The 16,346-nt window shown below is 54.3% G+C and carries 15 protein-coding genes; 9 read left to right on the top strand and 6 right to left on the bottom strand.

Going from position 1 to position 16,346, the window contains the following annotated elements; all coding sequences use genetic code 11:
• Window positions 1–25: 25 nt before the first annotated feature.
• Window positions 26–1,837 carry a DUF4153 domain-containing protein gene (locus HZS52_RS22560; protein WP_190373737.1) on the bottom strand — a complete coding sequence of 604 codons (1,812 nt, stop codon included), beginning with the start codon at window positions 1,835–1,837 and terminating at the stop codon, window positions 26–28.
• Window positions 1,838–2,045: 208 nt separating this feature from the next.
• Here HZS52_RS22560 and HZS52_RS22555 point away from each other — a divergent pair, with 208 nt between their 5' ends.
• The 6 genes from HZS52_RS22555 (at window position 2,046) to HZS52_RS22530 (ending at window position 6,650) form a co-directional block, all read left to right on the top strand.
• Window positions 2,046–2,384 carry a low molecular weight protein tyrosine phosphatase family protein gene (locus HZS52_RS22555; protein ID WP_190373736.1) on the top strand — a complete coding sequence of 113 codons (339 nt, stop codon included), beginning with the start codon at window positions 2,046–2,048 and terminating at the stop codon, window positions 2,382–2,384.
• 161 nt (window positions 2,385–2,545) lie between these two features.
• Window positions 2,546–3,139, top strand: coding sequence for a hypothetical protein (locus HZS52_RS22550; RefSeq protein ID WP_190373735.1), 594 nt, complete (start codon window positions 2,546–2,548; stop codon window positions 3,137–3,139).
• 273 nt (window positions 3,140–3,412) lie between these two features.
• Window positions 3,413–3,799 (top strand): DUF6559 family protein, encoded by a 387-nt coding sequence (locus HZS52_RS22545; protein WP_190373734.1) that lies wholly within the window; start codon window positions 3,413–3,415, stop codon window positions 3,797–3,799.
• Window positions 3,800–4,336: 537 nt separating this feature from the next.
• On the top strand, window positions 4,337–5,119 hold the full coding sequence (locus HZS52_RS22540; RefSeq protein ID WP_190373733.1) for an aminoglycoside adenylyltransferase family protein: 783 nt from the start codon (window positions 4,337–4,339) through the stop codon (window positions 5,117–5,119).
• A 136-nt stretch (window positions 5,120–5,255) separates the two neighbouring features.
• On the top strand, window positions 5,256–5,939 hold the full coding sequence (locus HZS52_RS22535; protein WP_053856848.1) for a DUF899 domain-containing protein: 684 nt from the start codon (window positions 5,256–5,258) through the stop codon (window positions 5,937–5,939).
• A 183-nt stretch (window positions 5,940–6,122) separates the two neighbouring features.
• A complete protein-coding gene (locus HZS52_RS22530) occupies window positions 6,123–6,650 on the top strand; it encodes a GNAT family N-acetyltransferase (protein ID WP_009287232.1) in 528 nt (175 codons plus the stop codon).
• Window positions 6,651–7,070: 420 nt separating this feature from the next.
• Here HZS52_RS22530 and HZS52_RS22525 read toward each other — a convergent pair whose 3' ends face one another.
• A complete protein-coding gene (locus tag HZS52_RS22525) occupies window positions 7,071–7,994 on the bottom strand; it encodes a LysR family transcriptional regulator (RefSeq protein ID WP_190373732.1) in 924 nt (307 codons plus the stop codon).
• 109 nt (window positions 7,995–8,103) lie between these two features.
• Between HZS52_RS22525 and HZS52_RS22520 the strand changes: the two genes are divergently transcribed.
• Window positions 8,104–9,318: an MFS transporter gene (locus HZS52_RS22520; RefSeq protein WP_223827996.1), complete on the top strand. Its 1,215-nt coding sequence runs from the start codon at window positions 8,104–8,106 to the stop codon at window positions 9,316–9,318.
• Window positions 9,319–9,323: 5 nt separating this feature from the next.
• A complete protein-coding gene (locus tag HZS52_RS22515) occupies window positions 9,324–10,355 on the top strand; it encodes an aldo/keto reductase (protein ID WP_161463328.1) in 1,032 nt (343 codons plus the stop codon).
• Window positions 10,356–10,639: 284 nt separating this feature from the next.
• Here HZS52_RS22515 and HZS52_RS22510 read toward each other — a convergent pair whose 3' ends face one another.
• Complete coding sequence (locus HZS52_RS22510) at window positions 10,640–11,725, bottom strand: AGE family epimerase/isomerase (protein ID WP_223827995.1); 1,086 nt, start codon at window positions 11,723–11,725, stop codon at window positions 10,640–10,642.
• Window positions 11,726–11,774: 49 nt separating this feature from the next.
• Window positions 11,775–12,638: an SDR family oxidoreductase gene (locus HZS52_RS22505; protein WP_190373731.1), complete on the bottom strand. Its 864-nt coding sequence runs from the start codon at window positions 12,636–12,638 to the stop codon at window positions 11,775–11,777.
• 238 nt (window positions 12,639–12,876) lie between these two features.
• Here HZS52_RS22505 and HZS52_RS22500 point away from each other — a divergent pair, with 238 nt between their 5' ends.
• Window positions 12,877–13,047, top strand: a complete 171-nt coding sequence (locus HZS52_RS22500; RefSeq protein ID WP_190373730.1) for a hypothetical protein — start codon at window positions 12,877–12,879, stop codon at window positions 13,045–13,047.
• Window positions 13,048–13,096: 49 nt separating this feature from the next.
• Here HZS52_RS22500 and modF read toward each other — a convergent pair whose 3' ends face one another.
• On the bottom strand, window positions 13,097–14,569 hold the full coding sequence (modF, locus tag HZS52_RS22495; RefSeq protein ID WP_190373729.1) for a molybdate ABC transporter ATP-binding protein ModF: 1,473 nt from the start codon (window positions 14,567–14,569) through the stop codon (window positions 13,097–13,099).
• A gap of 118 nt (window positions 14,570–14,687) precedes the next feature.
• On the bottom strand, window positions 14,688–16,160 hold the full coding sequence (gene ilvC / locus HZS52_RS22490) for a ketol-acid reductoisomerase (protein WP_022520570.1): 1,473 nt from the start codon (window positions 16,158–16,160) through the stop codon (window positions 14,688–14,690).
• Window positions 16,161–16,346: the final 186 nt, after the last annotated feature.

Raw genomic sequence — 16,346 nt, 5'->3', positions numbered from 1 at the left:
GTAGTCAATGCGGGGAGCAGCCACCTTAATCAATCCGAACATCGCTTGCCTCTGCGCGGGCTTGTATTTGTTGCCTGACGCTTTCGAGGGTGGGCCGCAGGCTGTATAGGCAGTTGCCACTCTGGTAGGCATTTAACGACCCTGGTATGGGCTGTAAATCGGTTGACGGTTTGGTATTTCGACAGCCGTCAGCATTTTCATCCTGCGCTGCGCCTAACTCAGTCAGCGTGCCTAGATGCTGCCAGCCTGCATTGTGCTCGGTATAGACCTGTCCATGCGAGCTGTAGGACGCGTAGATAAGCCATTGTAATTCATGCTCATTGCTTACCTGAAACGCTTGGCAGGGTTCAACTTGGCTTAGGCAGGCTGAGCCCTGCTCAATTAACAAGGCGAGCAATGGCTCGGGTAGCGTGGCGTCTTCAGGGTTCACGCTAAACTGCTGGGCGACATCATCCAGGTTGTGGGTATCCACTAGTGGATCCTGGTTCCAGCGATTGGTTTGTTTTAGCGAGAGCTCAATACGCCGTATCAGCTCAGGTCGCGATTGGGCAAACTCGCTGTCAGCGAGTGCTTGTAATGCCAAACTGCCCGGCTGGCCGAGGTGAAAGCGTAGATAGCGGTAGTCAAAAGCATCCACAGTGGTGCGTCCGTCTATCAACCGCTTGACCTGATGCTGGGCCACCCAGTGGCGCATATCCGCCAGCGGCGTATTAACCACGATCAGCGCCCCGGCCACCAGCAGGGCTAGGCCAATATTGGCGCGCTGCATACTGGGGAGCGCCGCCTGTCTTCGCCAGAGCAGAAGCAGGCTGTAGCTGAAGGTAAACGCTGCCGTCAGTGCCTGCAGCAGTGCCGCCCAGAGCCTATCCAAGCTGAGACCATATTGGTCGATTCGTAGCCAGAGCGCCCAGGCGGCCAGCAGGCTACCTATCGGCAGCAATACGACGGCGAGCATAACGGCGCTGCGTAACCATATAGGATAGGGCAGCTTGTTATCGGTTTGATAGAAAACGGCGTTGAAGAACAGCAGCAGGGTCAACATCAGCGCCATAAGTATTTGCGCGGCTCTGCCGGTATCCCATATCGGCTGCAGGCCGGTCCAGGGCAGCACGGCAAAGAACATCAATAATATTAAAGCAACCAGCGGCAGTAGCGCCTTGATAAGCGCTTCGCACATCAGTCTTACGCTCGCGATAAAACGAAAGCGATTGCGGACCATCACCAGCCCCATGCCAATCACCAGCCAGGTGACTGGATAGAAAAAAGCGGGTGTTTGGAACAATGTTTTGAAAAAGTCTAAGCCAATGGCTGAAAAGAGCGCTGCCCACAAAGATAGCAAGCTCCAAAAAACGCCAATGAATAGGCCTAGTTGGGCGATTGTCAGGGCATGCTCCCATGAGTAATTCAGCATGGGCTGATAGGTTTTTGGCCAAGTGCCACTGGCGGCGCTGCTACGAAAGAACAGCGCAAGAATAAACAAGGCAGTTCCTACGGCCATGCAAAAGGCAAAGGTAAACGGGTGGCCTCCCCACTGCTGCGGCTCGGGCACCTGCTCAACCCAGCCAAGGTGCCAGCCCAGCCAAAACAGTAGGGGAGCCAGCAGCAGCGGTAGGAAGTTGATGCGATCACGCAGTCGCACGATGCTGATCAGATAAAACGCTGGCAAGGCGACTGCGACGGTGTAGAGCGCCTTAAGCCAGCGCTGGTCGGCGACCAGCCAGTACTCATGGTCGATAGCCAAATGCAGCACATAGAGCGCACAACCCTGTACGAAGGCGAGAAAAATCAAGCCCAAGCTGGTGGCCCGGTCCAGGGTATTTAGGCGATTATCGTCCATGACAGCTCTTCTACGGTTGAGTGGCGGCGTGGGGGCCGTAATTCTTCTAAGCAGCTAACGAGCCCTAAGTAACTAGCTGGCCCTAAGCAACTATAATAACGTGAGAAAGTGACAAAGGTTGCAAAATGCAAAGATAGACGGCACGAAATACTTCTAATTAATTATGCTGTGCTTTAGGCACGTCGTAAAGCCGGGCCAGGGAGGAGCTTTGAATCTTCTGTTTATATGCAGCGCAAATAGACTCCGCAGTCCGACGGCTGAACGTATCTTTTCAGCTTACCCCGGTGTTCAAGCAATCGGAGCTGGAACAAGTTCGAGTGCTAAAACGCCGGTTTCTTGGCGCTTAATTGAGTGGGCTGACATCGTTCTAGTGATGGAAAAGAGCCATCGGGATGAAGTCGCTAAGAAGTACGGGGAGTTACTCAAGGGGAAGAGATTAGTCTGCCTGGATATTCCCGACCACTATGAGTTAATGCAGCCTGAACTCATCACCTTGCTCAAGGAAAGGGTTCCTGAGTATGTGCGGTTGTCGGCAGTCGAAACATAGCGAGGAGCTGGTGCGCCGTAGGATTGATAATAGCGCTGACGAGTCGCTCTCCGTTCATTTCAGGTTTATATGAAATTATACTTATAAAAAACCTGGTTTTTTAAAGTTCTGGTCAGGTAAAGTTTACTTGGACTGCCATAGACCATAACCAGGAGGGAAGCATGTATCGAGTAGTGATTGTTCTATGTATTTTTTTAGCGGGCTGCACCACAAAACTTTGGGAGCCCAAGCCAGAAAGAGTGATGGCCGTCAACGGCTTCTACGTTAATAAAGAAACGAACGACTTAGTGGTCACTACGCGGCGTGAAGCTTTTTTGTTTCCCTCTCAGCAGCAACTTGGCCAGGCGCTGGTGCTTAGCCGAGAAGTTGAGTTTCTTCCCGAATTTAGCGGCTTCTCGCTCTCTAGCTCCAATGTGGTGACCGGCAGCATTAAGCTCACACTGCATGAACAGAACCCTTCAGCCGAACTTGTCAGTCAATTAACCGCATTGGGCTTTACGAAAAATCCCGTCACCGATAGCTTCCACTTGATACGGGAGATTAGAGGCGAGCGATATACCATTGAAGGAAGTTTGCCGCTTGAAAAGCTCGAAAAGGAGTATCAAGTCAGTATGAGCATGCCCAGGGGCCCCATCGATACAGCCGGGCGTGTTATCGCAACGCCTGTTGCCATTACATTTGATGCGGCCGCAACGGTCGTGGCGATTCCTCTCTTCGCACTCTTTGCGGTGTCACAGGGTTTGCTTGGGCCATGAGTAAACAGAGCGTCTTAACGAGCGCACAGGGGACGTTTAAAATCTGTTGCCTATAGAGTCAGACTAATGCCTAGGCTTTTTCTGAAAAGTCGGCGTGCGCAGGCCAGGTAAGGCCACAGCCTATTAAAAAGAATCGGATTCGCGTGCGAATTTACGGGTTGTAAATGAGTACTTTGATTGGACTCGTGCACGAGCCGATCCTTAATAGAGTATGGCCAAGCGTAATAGTTAACCAGAGGCTTCCTGGTATTTATTAATGAACGGAGGTTAAGGGTGGGACTACTCGATAACTTCAAGAAGAAGCGTGCTATTAAAGGCTACATAGAGAAACTGCCTAATGTTTTGGCCAACGATTATGGCCGCCAGGAATATTACACACAGCTGCAGGTAAGGCGGAGTATTGAGCGTGCGGGGCTAAATAGCCAGCATCAGCACTACGCGCTGGCGATGTATACCAATCATCCAGAATTTGTCGTTTATCAGAGCGAGCTACATGAAAATTTCAGCTATGAAAAGCTGCGTGAAGAGGTCGGCGGTGCCTACTTTTCGGGTAGTACTGAGTTCAACTGTTCAAGCGTAATAGCAGCGTCAGCGAGTTTTGGAGGTGACGCTGCTAGCATCGATTGCTCTGGCGGCGGAGGAGATGGCGGCGGTCAGTGAGCCAGTAATAGCCCATGGCGAGGCTACTTGCATCTGTTTTAGCCAATATGTTAAAGCTGCCAATGCATTGTTCCAGCAAGCCGATAGCCATCTTAAAAGCTAAAGCTGTTTGAAAAGTCGTGTGTGCTGCCGCATCAAGCAGCCAGTGCTGGTCACCACAAAGCCGCCTATAAGCTCAGTCCCGTGGCCGATGAACTTGTCCAGCTTGTTTTTCATTAGGCCACTGTCCTGATGAATTATCTGCTCGTGATGCGTGAGAACATTCCTACTTTGGCTATGTAGATTGTGAAGGTTTCGCCGAGATTGTTCACGACTATCAGCGTCGTGGAGTTAATATCTTTTAGAGAATCACTGATAAACCGTGACCGTGGGGCCTGCATGAGTTTGGGGTAGTAACACCCGAGGTCATAAGCTTATGTTTGATGAAGATATTGGGCCACCTAAAAACTCAAAAATACTCTCTATCTGGTTCGATTTTTACCATCGCCGCATTTCGTCAGTGTAGGAAACTACATTCCAGCAAAAGTGGTGTGACCCGTGATTCCATATGAAGCACAACAAGCGCAATCCATCGCGGAAGACGTGCTTGGCGAGTCGATCGTGGGTATTTATCTTTTTGGTTCTGCCGTTGCCGTTGCCGTTGCCGATGGCTTACAGCGTAACAGCGATGTTGATGTTCTGGTGGCAGTGAGCGACTCACCAACCTGTAAGCAGAGGGAGGCTCTGGTTGCGCAGCTGATGGAGGTCTCTGGCACGATTGGCAATGCACAAGCTACCAGGCCAGTAGAGCTGACGGTCATCACGATCTCTGATGTTGTGCCCTGGCGGTTCCCGCCGCGGGCGGAACTTATATACGGTGAGTGGTTGCGGGATGAGTTCGAGGCAGGGCACATCCCGAAACCAGCCTGTGATCCTGATCTGGCGATTGTGCTGAAAAAGGTGATCGATAACAGCCTGCCGCTATATGGGATCAACGCCGCTGAGGTGTTTGAGCCAGTGCCAATGGCTGATGTCCAAAGAGCGATTCGTGATTCCTTGCCTACGTTGCTGGCAGAGACAGCAGGTGATGAACGCAATGTGCTCTTAACCTTGTCTCGCATGTGGCTGACCGTAGCAACGGGTGATATTGCTTCAAAAGATGTGGCAGCAGAGTGGGCAAAGGAACAGCTGGCAAAGGAAGATGCGGCTTTATTGGACTACGCTAAGCAAGGCTACCTCGGAAAGGTCGTCGACCAATGGCAGGGGAAGCAGGGGGAGTTCCAGGCGCTAATTTGTTCCATGCGGCAATCCATCGAAACGTGCCTTGCCACCCCGCATTGATAGAAGCGCTGACCCTTACCGAAAGGGAGGTGACTATGGTGCTACTCAAGCACTGAGTCGGCTATTGGTATCAACCCATGAATTAGATCTTTCTGCGGAGCGAGAACAAACGGGCTTTAAAGAAGAAGGGCCAAATATGCCAACAACTAAACACCCTTTACCGCAAGTTGTCTCCCCTGAAGAGTGGGAGGCGGCACTCAACCGATTGCTCATTAAAGAAAAAGAACACACTCGGGCACGCGATGCCTTGAGCGCTGAGCGGCGCAAGCTACCCATGGTGAAAATGGAAAAGCCTTATGTCTTCCAGGGTGATGAGGGCAGCGTGTCATTCCGCGACTTGTTCGCTGGGCAACGTCAACTGATTGTTTACCATTTCATGTTTGCCCCCGATTGGAAGGCGGGGTGTGATGGGTGCTCGTGGGTGGCCGATGCCATGACGCACCCGGCCCACCTCCATGCACGTGACACTTCGCTGGTCATGGTGTCACGCGCTCCGCTAGAGAAAATCAATCAATATAAGACGCGCATGGGCTGGACGATTCCCTGGTACTCCTCTTACGGAAGCGACTTCAACGAAGATGTCGGCGCAACGACAGAAGAGGGCGAAAGGCATGGCGCGAGTGTCTTCCTTCGCGATGGAAACGACATTTATCGTACCTACTTTACCGGTGCCCGTGGCGTCGAATATTTAGGTAGCCACTGGACATACCTGGATTTGACGCCGTTTGGTCGCCAGGAAACCTGGGAGGACTCACCGGAAGGTTGGCCACAGACGAAGCCGTATGTGTGGAACCGCCGCCACGACGAGTATGACGGCTGAAACTCATATGTGAGCTAAACAACCATTGAAGTGAGGCGTTTTTTTGCAGATTGTGCATGTGTTTCAAAGGCCGTTCTGTTCAAGCGTTAGTTTGCAATCAATGGCAATTTAAGAACACCTTCCCTCCAAATGAAATCGAGGAGTGAGGATTGCCCCGGGGCCGCTTTTATCTAGAGCTTTGTTATGCAGCGTAATACGCAACCCTCCTTTAACACCAATCATCTAACGCTCCGGCCACGGAGGCTAAGTGATCTCGAAGAGTGTTTGAGAATGGATCGTGATCCAGAGGTAACGCGGTTCGTCCAGGGGCCTTGGCATAAGCCTAGCGCTCATAGAAGCTTTGTGGTTGAGCGGATTGAGCAAGTGTATCCCTCTGGGCTGGGCTATTGGACGATCCGTGATCGTGAAACAGAAAAATTCTACGGTTGGGTTCTTTTAATTCCTTACCATGTGCTAAAGCCTGAAGTAGAGATCGGTTGGCGCTTAGTCAGGGATGCGTGGGGTAAAGGGGTCGCTACAGAGGCAGCGAAGATTATTCTTGAGCATGGGCTCAACACCGTTGGGCTTCCTCGCATAGTTGCGGATATAGACCCACAGAATATTGCGTCAGCTCGCGTAGCCGAAAAAATTGGTATGAAATATGTCGAGGACCGCATCTTAGGTGGCAGTAAATTTCTTTCGTTTCAAAGCAGATCTATAGTAGCTGTATAACCTGAAGTTCAGTCTGATCACCTCGGTTTGCAATCTTATAAGGAACCGAAAAAACTAAGCCTTAAAAAGCTCTTCAACCATAATATCAATAAATACCCGTAGCTTGGGGGCCAAGTGTTTGCTGGAGGGCCATAGCTTATAGTGATCACCACTCTCCTAACGCAACCCCTCTCATCACCCAAATGCGTTGGCACGGAGGTCACCATCTATGACCCCGATCTTGATTCCTTAGGAGTGTGCGCTGATCGAATTGTGGCGTGTCTCACTGAAGCCTTTTCGACAGTTAAAAATGTCTAAAGAGAGCTATGACAAAAAATGCTAACGCCCCCCGAGCCTCCATACCATGTGGTTATTTTTAGCAGCCATCGCACTGAGGGAGGAAACGGAGACGCGGAAATGGCTTCTTCGGATTATTGACACTTACTGATCTTCCCGCCGCAACGCCCAGACAGGATGTTCAGCGAGCCGCTCTCCCAGAAACGCCACAAACGCCCGCACCCGAGGTGGCACCAACTGGCGCTGGGGCATCACCGCGTAGATGCTGGTTTCCGTTAACCGGTAATCCGGCAATATCACGCTCAATTGACCGCTGTGCAGGTATTCGTGGATGTGCCACACCGAGTGCTGTGCGATGCCCAAGCCGCCGAGTACCCCTTCGGTGAGCATTTCTCCCTGATTGCTGCGTATGCGGCCGCCTACCTGTACCGCCTCGCTTTGCCCTTGTTTGTCGGTGAGATGCCAGATGTCCTGCCGACGCCGACTGCTGGAAAGTACCAGGCATTGGTGATCGACCAGGTCGCTGGGGCGTTGCGGGGTGCCGTGGCGTTTCAGGTAGTCGGGAGAGGCGCACAGTACCCGCTCGTCGTCGGCCAAGCGCCGGGCCACCAGGCTGGAGTCTTCCAGAATGCCGATGCGAATACCCAGGTCATAGCCCTCGCCGACCAGGTCGACCACTTGATCCGTCAGGCTGACATCCAGGTTCAAGCGGGGGTAGCGGTTAAGGAACTCGGGCAACAGCGGCGAAATGTACTGACGCCCGAAGGAGTGGGGTAGGGTGACGCGCAGGGTGCCGGTGACGTTGTCGGCGCCGCTGCGTAGATCCTGGGTGAGTGCTTCCAGCCCCTCCACTAGATCGCGGCCCTGTTCCGCCAGCGCCAACCCCTCGGGGGTGGGGTGAAGGCGTCGGGTTGTGCGGTGCAGTAGTCGTACATTGAGGCCCTTTTCCAACCGCTGCAGACGTTGACTGGCCACGGCCACCGAGAGGTCAAGGCTGCGGGCGGCGGCGCTGATCGTACCCAGATCCACCACGCGAAGAAAGAGAGCGATGTCGCTTAGACGATCCATGATGGTCTCATTATCAATAAAATATTGAAAGTCATTAAAGATCCTAAAGGTATCAAGGAGGGTGATGCAGGTCTAGCATTCGCCTCATCATTCCCTGATGGACGTTTTGATGATGACTTCAACCTCTTCGCGCCCGATCCCCTGGGCGCTCTACGCTTTGACCATTGGTGCCTTCGGCATCGGCACCACCGAGTTCGTGATCATGGGGGTGCTGGAGCAAGTGGCCGCCGATCTGGATGTGAGCATCCGCCAAGCGGGCCTGCTGATCTCCGGATATGCCCTGGGTGTGTTCGTGGGCGCGCCGTTGCTCACCATTGCCAGTGCCCGCTGGCCTCGCAAGAAGGTGCTGGTGGCGTTGATGGTTATTTTTACCCTCGGCAACCTGGCCTGCGCGCTGGCTCCGAACTACTCGATGCTGATGGTTGCCCGGGTGGTGACCTCCCTAGCACACGGCACTTTTTTCGGCGTCGGTTCGGTGGTCGCCACTGGCCTGGTGGCGCCGGACAAACGGGCCAGTGCCATCGCCACGATGTTCACCGGCTTGACCGTGGCGACGCTGCTGGGCGTGCCCGCTGGCGCTTGGCTGGGGCACGAATATGGCTGGCGCACCACCTTCTGGGCAATCACCGGTGTGGGCGTACTGGCGACCCTGGTGATCGCCCTCATGGTGCCTCGCGACAGCGGTGACGGAGAGGTATTGGGTTGGCAAAAGAGTCTGGCGTCGATCGGTCGACCCACGGTGTTGCTGGGGTTGCTGATGACAGCGCTTGGCATCGCCGGGGTGTTCACCGTGTTTACCTACATCCAGCCGATGCTGACCGGCATCGCCGGTTTCTCCCAGGATGCGGTGTCGCTGATTCTGCTGGTATTCGGCGTTGGCATGATCGTCGGTAACCTGCTCGGCGGGCGTCTCGCGGATCGGGGGCTGGCACCGGCCCTGATTATCACATTGGCAGTGCTGGCGGCGGTGCTGGGTCTGTTTCCTTTTGCGCTCGGCTATCAGGGGACAACGGTGGTCTTCGTCGGCCTGCTGGGCATGGCCGGTTTCGCTACGGTGGCGCCCTTGCAACTGTGGGTACTTAACCGGGCGGAAGGCGCGGCCAGCCTGGCGTCCAGCTTCAATATCGGTGCGTTCAATCTGGGCAATGCCATTGGTGCGGGCTTGGGCGGTGTGGTGATTGAGCGCAGCGGCAGCTTTACCGCCGTGCCTGGCGCCGCCGCACTGGTTGCTCTTACCGGACTGGCGGTGGCCGTTTGGGCCATCAAACGTGAGCATGGCGAGTCCCTTCGGCCCGCCCCGGCAATTTCCTGCGAACAGGAGTGAGTGTGATGGAATATCGTTATCTAGGGCGGTCTGGTTTCAAGGTGCCTGCATTGGGTTTCGGGGCCGGCACCTTCGGTGGCAAGGGGCCGCTGTTCAGTGCCTGGGGCAATACCGATGTTGAGCAAGCGAAGCGGCTGATCGATATATGTCTGGACGCTGGGGTCAATCTGTTCGACTCCGCAGATGTTTATTCCGATGGTGCATCGGAAGCGATCCTTGGTGCGGCGATCAAAGGCCGTCGTGACCGGGTGATCGTGTCCACGAAACTGTCACTACGCAGCGGGGATGACGCCAATGACGTGGGCAGCTCTCGACACCACTTGATCCGCGCCACCGAGCGCGCACTAAAAAGGCTGGGAACCGATTATATCGATGTGCTGCAACTGCATCACTTCGATGCCATGACCCCGGTGGAGGAGGTGATGTCCGCACTGGATGATCTGGTGCGGGCTGGCAAGGTTCGCTACCTGGGGGCGTCCAATTTCTCTGGCTGGCAGTTGATGAAGTCCCAAAGCGTTGCTGAGCGTTATGGCTATGCGCGCTTCGTGGCGAACCAGACGTATTACTCCCTGGTGGGCAGAGATTACGAGTGGGAGCTGATGCCATTGGGGCAGGATCAAGGCCTGGGTGCTCTGGTGTGGAGCCCGCTGGGCTGGGGCCGCCTGACCGGTAAGATTCGTCGCGGCCAACCACTGCCCGTCGGGAGCCGTCTTCACGAGACCGAAGGATTCGCGCCACCTGTGCCGAATGAAAGACTGTACCGGGTACTGGACGTGCTATTCGAGATCGCTGACGAAGTCGGCAAGAGCGTGCCCCAGGTAGCGATTAACTGGTTGCTGCGCCGTCCGACGGTGTCATCGGTTTTGATAGGTGCCCGGGACGAAACCCAGTTACGGCAGAATCTTGGTGCGGTTGGCTGGCGCCTTGATGAGTCTCAGGTTGCACGATTAGACGTGGCGAGCGCGGTAACTCCACCTTACCCCTATTATCCCTATTGGAACGGCCAGTTCGCTGAGCGTAATCCACCACTGGTATGACTGAAATAAACTGAAAAAGCCGGGCCCACGACAGGCACGGCGACTGAGGGGGGACCACCTCGGGTGAACGTTGCACTATTTATTACAACCAGTTACAACCGGTGGACGGTTAACGCTAGGTTGGGGGCTAAGGGCAACCGTGGCAGCAACGTGGGCTGGTAGGCATGGTAGAGATCGGGTTTGACGTCGCCTTCGGCGGGGTCGATCTGCAACTCACCGCTGAGCTCCTGGTACCAGCCGCCCCGTTTACGATCGATAAAGAGGGTGTCGATCGCATCCCAGAGTTACCGATACCAGTGCTCGTAGTGGGCCTCGCCGGTGCGCTGTAGGAACGCGGCCGCCGCGCCCGCCGCCTTGGCGTGGGTCCAGTGGCGTCGCCGCAGGGAGTGCGGGTTACCCTCCCAATCGACGGTATATACCAGCCCTGGGGCGCCGTCGGTATTCCAGCCGTCGCGCAGGCTGGCGTCAAATAGCGCCGCAGCGTCGGTGAACAGCCAGGCAGGAACCGTTCGGCCGCGGGATTGCAGCGATGCTTCCAGGTGCAGCATCAAACGCGACCACTCAAAGCCGTGCCCCGGCGTAGCGCCATAGGGGGAGAAGCCGTCGTCAGGACGGTCGGCGTTGTGTTCCGGCCACTCCGACCAGTCGCCGTGAAAATGCTCGAGGATGCGGTATTCCCGGGGAGCCGCGTGGCGGTGAATCAGTCGTTCGACGATGGCCAGCGCCCGATCAAGCCACAGCGGTTCGTCGCGCACATCGGCTAGCGCCAAGCACAGCTCTACGCCGTGCATGTTGCTGTTACCGCCGCGGTAGTCGCTCAGTTCGCTCCAGTCCTGACTGAAACTCTCGACGAAAGCTTGCTCATCCATCGACCAGAAGCGGGTGTCGATCACCCCAATGGCCTCTTCGAGCAGAGCAGCCGCGCCGGGAATATCGGCGTGGGTCGCAGTGGCGGCACCGAGGGCGACGAAGTGATGGATATAGCACTGCTTGGTGCGGTCGTCGCTGGTGGCGGGGTCGGCGCCAAACCAGCCGCCGTGTTGCTCGTCGTGCAGCTTACCTTCCAACGCGCGAATAGCATGCTTGGCCAGCGCGGCAGCGCCCGGCACGCCCTGTAGCGCTGCTAAGGCACAACTATGTGCCATGCGCGCGGTAAGCATGGTGTCGGCCACGGCGTCGTCGGGTATGCGCCCGTCACCATCGAGCGGTGCGAAGCCGCCGGAGTCCAGACGCGCCTGGCGGTGGAACTCAAACAGCGCGAGCCCTTCGCGGGTCAGCCAGTAGTGGTGGGTGGCGCTATCGAGCCAGCGCCGGGGCTTTTGATCGGTGTCATGGGGCTCAGTTTCATGGGGCTTAGTATCGTGTTTCATTGCATCCATTATCCTTAATACTCTCAATTAATTGAGTAGGCTCCGTGCCTCAGCCATTGACGATGGTGCCCCCGTTGGGGTGTATCGTCTGGCCGCTGATGAAGGAAGCATCCTGGCTGGCCAGGAACACGAAAACCGGGCCAAGTTCGCTGGGCTGACCAGCGCGACCCATCGGCGTATCTTCGCCGAAGCCTTCCAGCCACTGCGGGTCATGGGCACCCAGGGTGGCGGGTTGCAGTGGCGTCCAGACCGGGCCGGGGGCTACCGCGTTGACGCGAATACCGCGCCCCACTACCTGATTCGACAGGCTGCGGGTAAAGCTGACGATTGCGCCCTTGGTGGCCGAGTAGTCGACGAGGAAGTCGGGGCCGACATAGGCATTGATCGAGGCGGTGTTGATGATTGAGTCGCCTTCGCTTAGGTGCGGTAGCGCCGACTTGGCGAGATAGAACTGGCTGTGCATGTTGACCTCGAACATCCGGCGCCACTGCTCATCGGGCAACTCGGTGAGGTTTTCACTGACACATTGTGTCCCTGCGTTATTGACCAGCACATTGAGCCCGCCCAGCTTATCAACTGTCTCTTCGATGCAGCGGCGGCAGAAGTCGGCATCCGACAGGTCGCCTTCGATTAGATGACAGCGGCGTCCTTCCGCCTCGACCAAACGCTTGGCATCGGTGGCGTCCTCGGTTTCGCTGAGATAGACGATAGCCACGTCGGCCCCTTCGCGGGCGAAGTGGATCGCCACCGAACGGCCGATGCCGCTGTCGCCGCCAGTGATGAGCGCGACCTTGCCGTCAAGTTTGTCGGCGCCCTTGTAACCATCGCGGATCATCTCGGCCGGTGGATCCATGGTGGCCTCGCTGCCGGGCAATGCTTGTGACTGGGCGTGGATGTTGAGTGTGCTGATCATATTCACCTCCGTGTGATGCGTGAAGGCACGGCAACAGGCTGCGCCTGCATCCAACGTAGACCTTGATCTATATCATCACAAGGTCGATGATCTCTTGAAGGCTATGCGCGTTGCGTCGCTCAGGCGTGCGGATCGAAAGTAACCGTTCGCTTTGAGACTGATTAATTCCAAAACCTAACAAGCCTGTTGAGCGACATTAGTCGCCCAAGTCCTAATTATTATTTACTGGATATGTTTCATGTCGAAGAAAGTAGTTTTGTTTGAATACGAGAAAGAAACCAAAAACAGCGTTCGCTATAAAGAAGTGCCTGATGAAGGAACGGCGCCTATCGTGGGCACTCTGTATGTTCAGAAATGGTTTGCTGGCGATAGCAAATCGATTGAGGTAACGATAGACAAAAAAGACTAGCTGGCTGGCCATTTTTCAGTATAGTTAATGATCTTAACTATTTGAAAAATTAGTTATTTTTCTCCAGCCCTAAATAATGCTCTATGCCTGTTATCTGGTCTTCCGCGTGGTGGTTGACGTAGAGCACGGTGGTTTCTGAGCCTTGGCAGATTTTCTCGATCAGGGCGAGGACGAGTTGGCGGTTTATGTCGTCCAGGCCAAGGCAAGGTTCATCTAGAATCAGCAGGGGCGGATGTTTGACCATGGCGCGGGCAATGAGTAGCAGGCGCTGGTCGCCGTACGAGAGTTTGTTAAACGGCTGGTCGGCGCGGTCTTGCATGCCCAGTAGTTCGAGCCATTGGTCGGCAATTTTTTTCTGGCTGTCAGTGGGCTTGGTGTACATGCCGATGCTGTCGTAGAAACCGGAAATAATCACGTTTTTGCAGCTGGTGCTAACCCGGTATTCCCACTGCAGGTTAGTGGATACATAGCCGATAAACTGTTTAATCTGCCAGATGCTTTCGCCGTTACCGCGCTGGAAACCAAACACGAAAATATCGTTGGTATAGCACTGCGGATGATCGCCGGTGATCAACGATAAAACGCAGGTTTTGCCGCTACCGTTAGGCCCACTCAGTTGCCAATGCTGGCCCCGTTCTATCGTCCAATCGAGCTTATCGACAATCACGGTGTCGCCGTATTGGATGGTCGCTTGCGTTAGTTTTACTAATGGCTGGCTCGGGCTGAGAGCGGGTAGCTTACTGGTGGGATCGGCCTCTGGCACGCTTAGGTCGGTGGTTTTCAAATGCAGTAACTGGTAGAGCTCATTGAAGGCGGCGTCATCCTGACGGTCTACCGTGAGCTTCAAGCGGCCTTTGTCGCCACTCTGTTTATCCCCACGCTCTTTGTCTAGATAGGCCACATGGGTGATGAAGTCTGGCATTTCATCAAAGCGATTCAACACCATGACCATGGGAACGGTGTCGATGATAGAGGCTAGATGTGCTTGCAGCATGGCGAGCGTGTCTACATCCAGGCCATCGAATGGTTCGTCTAAAATAAGTAAATCAGGCTTGTTGGCCAGCGCGCGAATCAGCATGACTTTGCGGGTTTCACCGGTGGAAAGTTTACGAAACGCGCGATCGAGCAGTTTCCCTAGGCCAAATTTCTCGACCAAGGATTGGGCAAGTTCAGTGTCTTGGCAGTGGTCGAAAATCATTTCACTGACGGGAGTGCCGAGTGAAATGACGTCCATAATGTCGGCGTCGTCTTTTTTCAACTCTTGGGCGATGAGCTCTGCCTGTGCTTCAAAAGAGACGATTTCCACGTTGTTGGGAAGGCCTTGAATGCTTCCGCTCTGGATGTCACCAATGCCCGCGAGCGCAGCAGCAAGGGCGGATTTACCTGCGCCATTGGGGCCAGTGATAACCCAATGCTGTTCTGGCGTAATGGTCCAATCAATCTCGCTTAGTGTGAAACGATCATCAAAGCTAACCGTCGCTTTTGATAGGCGAATATTGTCTAGGCGGGTTAACGAATCCATTACTCTCTTCCTTACGCTGTTCGGGGAACCAAAAAGCCGAGCATATCGTGATGATATCTCGGCTTTTTTTGACGGCTTAGGTTTTGATGACCTGAACGTCTATCGTTTAATCAGGCGATTAAACGATTTTTTTCATGTCAGCCATGTAGCCACGAAGAACCGAGCCAACGGCTTCTACGGGGTGTGAACGAAGGGCAGTGTTAACTTCGATCAGGCGTGCGTTATCAACGCCGTTGTCGTCTAGCGAAAGCCCTTTACCGATCACATCGGATTTGATGCCTTTCATAAAGTCTGCCAACAGTGGCACACAGGCATGGTTGTAGAGGTAGCAACCGTATTCCGCCGTATCAGAGATAGTCGCGTTCATTTCGTACAATTTCTTACGCGCGATGGTGTTCGCGATGAGCGGCGTTTCGTGTAGCGACTCGTAGTAAGCCGATTCAGCGATGATGCCCGCCGCTGTCATGGTTTCGAAAGCAAGTTCAACACCGGCTTTCACCATAGCGACCATCAAAATGCCGTTGTCGAAGAACTCTTGCTCAGAGATTTCTACATCGCCAGCGGGTGTTTTCTCAAAGTTCGTTTCAGCCGTTTCTGCACGCCATTTTAGAAGGTTCGCATCATCGTTCGCCCAGTCTTCCATCATCGTTTTAGAGAAGTGGCCACTCATGATGTCGTCTTGGTGCTTGTTGTACAGCGGACGCATGATGTCTTTTAACTCTTCAGAAAGATCGAACGCTTTAATCTTCGCTGGGTTAGAAAGACGATCTAGCATATTTGTCACACCGCCGTACTTCAGCGCTTCGGTGACTGTTTCCCAGCCGTACTGGATCAGCTTAGAGGCGTAACCCGGGTCGATACCTTCTTCGACCATCTTGTCGAAGCAAAGCAGGGAGCCCGTTTGCAGCATGCCGCAAAGGATCGTTTGCTCGCCCATCAGATCGGATTTCACTTCCGCGATAAAAGAGGACATCAGCACGCCCGCTTTATGGCCGCCAGTACCTACAGCGTAAGCTTTGGCGAGCGCAAGGCCTTCGCCTTTGGGGTCATTGTCTTCGTGAACAGCGATCAAGGTGGGAACACCGAAACCACGCACGTATTCAGCGCGAACTTCAGAGCCAGGGCACTTCGGTGCCACCATGATGACGGTTAAGTCGTCGCGAATTTTCATGCCTTCTTCTACGATGTTGAAACCGTGAGAGTAAGACAGGCAGGCGCCTTCCTTCATCAGCGGCATCACTGTGTTCACTACTGAAGTGTGCTGCTTATCAGGGGTGAGGTTCAAAACAACGTCTGCGGTGGGGATCAACTCTTCGTAAGTTCCTACCACAAAACCGTTTTCAGTGGCGTTTTTCCAGGACTGGCGCTTTTGCTCAATGGCTTCAGGACGCAGTGCATAAGAAACATCTAGGCCGCTGTCACGTAGGTTCAAACCTTGGTTAAGGCCTTGTGCGCCACAGCCGATAACCACCATTTTTTTGCCTTTTAGCGCTTCGACGCCATCAGCAAACTCAGCGGTGTGCATGAAGCGGCATTGCGCTAGCTGAGCCAATTGCTCGCGTAGCGGTAACGTATTGAAATAGTTAGCCATCGTTAGCATCCTAATTTTATGATCAATGTGTCGGTGTAAGGTACACCGATATTAAAAAGGTGACACCGTCGCTAGGGGGAAACGCTAGCGCCATGTCGGTAAGAGCATGTGATGAGAGGTAATGTATAGAAGAGTGACTCTTTCTTAAATTGATATATTTGCAATAACACGTCCCATTTTTCGCAA

It is taken from the genome of Vreelandella titanicae (genome assembly GCF_014697095.1).
In the GTDB taxonomy this organism is placed as follows: Bacteria; Pseudomonadota; Gammaproteobacteria; order Pseudomonadales; family Halomonadaceae; genus Vreelandella; species Vreelandella titanicae.
The sequence above is the reverse complement of the archived record's forward strand: the minus strand, read 5'-3'. Positions and strand labels throughout refer to the sequence as shown.